This is a genomic window from Neoroseomonas rubea (assembly GCF_016106015.1).
GTDB lineage: Bacteria > Pseudomonadota > Alphaproteobacteria > Acetobacterales > Acetobacteraceae > Neoroseomonas > Neoroseomonas rubea.
Map to the genome: position 1 here is coordinate 1 of NZ_JACADQ010000329.1, position 4735 is coordinate 4735.

3 protein-coding genes are annotated in these 4735 nt (G+C 74.8%); all 3 read left to right on the top strand.

Features of this window, described 5'->3' with window-relative positions; all coding sequences use genetic code 11:
- Positions 1-2359 (top strand): Lon protease family protein (locus tag HW577_RS20975; RefSeq protein ID WP_198378068.1); only part of this gene is annotated, 2359 nt, incomplete at its 5' end.
- Positions 2356-3150: a hypothetical protein gene (locus HW577_RS20980; protein ID WP_198378069.1), complete on the top strand. Its 795-nt coding sequence runs from the start codon at positions 2356-2358 to the stop codon at positions 3148-3150. The genes HW577_RS20975 and HW577_RS20980, both read left to right, overlap by 4 nt.
- Before the next feature lie 65 nt (positions 3151-3215).
- Positions 3216-4735 (top strand): heavy metal translocating P-type ATPase (locus HW577_RS20985; protein WP_198378070.1); only part of this gene is annotated, 1520 nt, incomplete at its 3' end.

A 4735-nucleotide genomic window follows, 5' to 3' on the forward strand; every position in this document is an offset into this window, starting at 1 on the left:
GGGCAGCGTGGGCGACGGGATCGCGCCCGAGGCCGACCGCCTCGCGCTCCAGCCGCGCGCGGCGGCCGCGCTCGCGCTCGGCGTCGGCACGGCCGCCCGCGGCTTCAATATCTTCGCGATCGGGCCGGCTGCGGCACGCATCAAGGATTCGCTGGCCGCGCGGATGCGGGAAGCCGCCCGCGGCCGCCCGCGGCCGGACGACTGGGTCTACATGCACAATTTCGCAGCGCCGCACCGGCCGACGGCGCTGCGCCTGCCGGCGGGCCGCGCACCGGCCTTCGCGAAGGCGCTGGAGACGCTGGTCGAGGACCTGCGTGCCGGCCTGCCGGCCGTGCTGGAAGGCGAGGACCACCAGCGCCGCCGCGGCGCCATCGAGGCGACCTTCCACGGCCGTGCGGAACAGGCCTTCCAGGCGCTGGGCGAAAAGGCCGCGAAGGACGGCGTCGCCATCCTGCGCACGCCGATGGGCTTCGCCGTCGCGCCCGCGCGCGAGGGCAAGGTCGTCCCGCCCGAGGATTTCGCGGGCTGGCCGGAGACCGAGCGCGAGGCCGCCCGCCAGGTGATGGCGGCGGTCGAGAAGGAACTCGAGGAAACGCTCCGCGCCATCCCGAAGCTCGAGAAGGAGCGCCGGGAGGCCGTCCGGCAACTCGACCAGGAGGCCGCGCGCATCGTCGTCGACCAGGAGGTCGAGGAACTGCTCGCCGCCTTCGCCGACCTGCCGGACATCGTGCGGCACATCGCGACCATCCGCGCCGACATCGTCGAGAACCTCCATTTGTTCCTCGGCGAGGACCCCGAAGCGGAGACGGTGCCGGGCAACGCGCGGGGCGCCGGGCTGCGCGAGCGCTACGGCGCCAACGTCCTCGTCACGCAGGATCCCGACACGGACGGCGCGCCGGTGGTGGAGGAGATGAATCCGACGCTCGGCAACCTGATCGGCCGCGTCGAGCATGTGGCGCGGCAGGGGGCGCTGCTCACCAGCTTCCGCCTGATCAAGGCCGGCGCGCTGCACCGCGCCAATGGCGGCGTGCTCCTGATCGATGCCCGCGGCCTGCTGACCGAGCCGTTCAGCTGGGCCGCGCTCAAGCGCGCGCTCAGCGCGGGGCGCATCGTCATCGAGGACATGCAGCGCTTCGTGGGCATGGCGGGCACCGTCTCGCTCGAACCGGACCCGATCCCGCTCGACCTGCGCGTCGTGGTGCATGGCGACCGGCATCTCTACTATCTGCTCGCCGAGTTCGACCCGGACCTCGACCAGCATTTCAAGGTGCTGGCCGACTTCGACGAGGTGATGGATCGCACGCCGGAGAACGAGGCGGCGCTCGCGCGCATCGTCGCGGCGGGTATCGAAGCCGAGGCCGGGGTGCCGATCGAGCAGGCCGGCCTCGCGCGCATCGTCGAACATGCTGCGCGGATCGCCGGCGATGCGGGGCGGCTCGCCCTTCTGCCCGAACCGCTGCGCGACGTCGCGATCGAGGCCGGCGAGCGGGCGCGCACGGCGAGCAAGGCGAAGGCCGGTGCGGCGGAGGTGGAGGCCGCCCTGGCCGCGCGCCGCCACCGCGCCGCGCGCGTGCAGGAACGACTGCACGCCGCGACGATCGATGGCGTGCTGCGCGTCGAGACAGCAGGCGCCCGGGAAGGCCAGGTGAACGGCCTCAGCGTGCTCGATATGGGGGGGCATGCCTTCGGGCGGCCATCGCGGATCACGGCGCGCGTCAGGCCTGGCAGCACCGGCATAGTCGACATCGAGCGGGAGGTCGAGCTTGGCGGCCCGCTGCATAGCAAGGGCGTGCTGATCCTTTCGGGCTTCCTGGCCGCGCGCTATGCGCGGGACGAACCGCTGTCGCTCCAGGCTAGCCTTGTGTTCGAGCAATCCTATTCGGGGGTGGAAGGCGACAGCGCGTCCTGCGCGGAACTCTGCGCCCTGCTCTCGGCGCTGGCCGAGGTGCCGCTGCGGCAGGACCTCGCCATCACCGGATCGGTCGACCAGCAGGGGCTGGTGCAGGCGATCGGCGGCGTGAACGAGAAGATTGAGGGCTTCTTCGACCTCTGCGCGGCGCGTGGGCTGACCGGGACGCAGGGCGTCATCATTCCGGCGGCGAATGCGCGGCACCTGATGCTGGACCCGGACGTCGTCGCGGCCTGCCGGGACGGACGCTTCGCGGTGCATGCCGTGGCGACGGCGGATGAGGCGCTCGCCCTGCTGACCGGCCTGCCGGCGGGGGCGCGGATGGCCGATGGCGCCTTCGCAGAAGGCTCGGTCAACCGGCGCGTCGAGGCGCGGCTGAGGCGCTTCGCCGCGCTGCGCCGGCGCTGGGTCGGCAGCGAGGAGGCCGCGCTGCGGGCCGCCAAGCCATGATCGACGCGCGCCGCCGACTGCTGCTCGACCTCGGCAACCTCGCCGGCGATGGCGGCGCGCTGCGCGCAGCAGCCGAGTTCGGGGCACTGCTCGGCCTGGACCTGGTCGGGATATTCGTCGAGGACGAACAACTGGCGCAGCTTGCCGGCGCGCGCGAGTACCGCCTGCCGGCGGGACGCTGGGCCGCGGCCGAGCCCGAGCGGATCCTCGGCGAGATGGCGGGCCTGGCGGAACGCGCCCGCCGCCAGCTGGAAGCCGAGGTGACGGCACTCGGGCAGGCCGCGCGCTTCGAGCGGCTGCGCGGCGACCCGGCATCCATGCTCGTGGCCCAGGCGGCGCCGCGCGACATCCTGGCGACCGGCTTCGCCGCGGGGGCGGATTTCGCATGCCGATCGGTCGCCGGCAGCCATCGCGCGGCCTTCGGCTGCGCCGCATCGGTCCTCGTGCTGCCGCCCCGTCCGGTGCGGGACCGCGGTGCGGTCGCGGTCCTCGCGCCGCATGATGCGCGCACCGGGCTCGACCTCGCGATGGGCTTGGCCAGGGCGGCGGGCGAGAGGCTCCTGGTCCTGGCCGAGACGGATGCCGGGGAGCCGGAGGGTGCGGCGACGCGTCACATCGCGCGACGCGATGCCGAGGCGATCGAGGCCGCGCTCGCCGGACAGCGCGCGCGCCTGATCATCCTGCCGAACGAATCGGAGGCGATGGCCGCCATGGCGCAGCGCCTCGCGGCGCGGCTGCGCATCCCGGTGCTGCTCGCCGAGCCCATCGCGGGGCGACCCGACGCCGCTTGAGGTCGAACAAGCCCGGCAGGGCGCGGCGGCGGCATTATGGCCAGAAGCCCCTATGGTGGCCACGCATGCAGCGATATCTCCTCCTCGCCTGGAGCATCGGCGGCCTCGCGGCCGGCATCGGTTGCCGGCTTGCCGGCGCGCCGGAGGCCGCGGGCTGGGTGTGGACGGCATCCGCCGTGCCGATCGCCGCGCATGTCGCGATCGGCCTGGCGCGTGCGCTGATCGGCGGCCGGCTCGGCGTCGATGCCGTGGCGCTCTTCGCCATCCTCGGCGCGGTCGCGTTGGGGGAGGCCGCGACGGCCGCGGTGATCGGCATGATGGTCGCCGGCGGCGAGGCGCTCGAGGCCTGGGCGGAGGGGCGTGCACGCGCGGCGCTCACCGAACTCGTTGCCCGCGCGCCACGCCGTGCCGCACGGATCCTGGACGATGCCGTGGAGGAGATCGACGTCGCGGCGATCCGCCCCGGCGACCTGCTGCTGGTTCGCCCCGGGGAAACAGTGCCGGCCGACGGGCGGCTGGAGGACACCGGCGCCGTGCTCGACGACAGCGCGCTGACCGGCGAGGCGCAACCGGTCGAGGCGCGGCGCGGCGACCGGCTGCGCAGCGGGTCCGTCAATGCGGGCGCGACCTTCCGCCTGCGTGCGGACCATGACGCTGCGGCGAGCACCTATGCCGCGATCATTCGCCTGACGCGCGATGCGGCAGCGGTGCGCGCGCCGCTGGTGCGGCTCGCTGACCGCTGGGCGGTGGGGTTCATCCTGCTGACGGCGGCCGTCGCCGCCGGCGCCTGGCTCGTCAGCGGCGACGCGGCGCGCGCGCTGTCGGTGCTGGTGGTGGCGACGCCCTGCCCGCTCATCCTCGCCGCGCCGGTTGCGCTGATCGCCGGGATCGGGCGGGCGGCGCGGCGCGGCATTGTCGTGAAGGGCGGCGGCGCGCTGGAACGCCTGGCGCGGGTTCGGACCGTCCTGTTCGACAAGACCGGCACCCTGACGCCGGGGCATCCCCGGCTCGCGGCGATCGATGCCGCGCCGGATCCCGGCCGCGACGGCGCGCTGCGCCTTGCCGCGACGCTCGCGCAAGGCTCGACGCATCCGGTCTCGACCGCGCTCGTCGCCGCCGCGACCGCGCGCGGCATCGTGCCGCCGCCGCCCGAAAGCGTCGCGGAGACGGCGGGCGGCGGGCTGACGGGCATCGTCGATGGCCGCGCGCTCATGCTCGGCTCGGAGGGGTTCCTGCAGGCCGCGGGGATCGTGCCGCGCGACGGCTTCGGCATCACCGCGCAGGTCGCGGCGGCGGCGGGGTCGGTCGCCTGGCTCGCGGTCGATGGCCACGCGGCGGCGGCCTTCGTGATGGCCGACGGCGTGCGTCGCGATGCACCGCGCGCGGTGCGTCGGCTGCGGGCGCTGGGGGTCGAGCGGATCCTGCTCCTGACCGGCGATCGCGCGGCGGCGGCAGCGCCGATCGGGCGCGCGCTGCGGCTCGATGCCGTGCTGGCGAGCCAGGCGCCGGCGGACAAGATCGAGGCCGTGCGGCGCGAGGCCGCGCGCGCGCCGACCGCGATGGTCGGCGACGGCGTGAACGACGC

Bases quoted from the DNA above. Each gene is read 5' to 3' on its own strand.
- HW577_RS20980 (WP_198378069.1), top strand. From the start codon at position 2,356: ATGATCGACGCGCGCCGCCGACTGCTGCTCGACCTCGGCAACCTCGCC.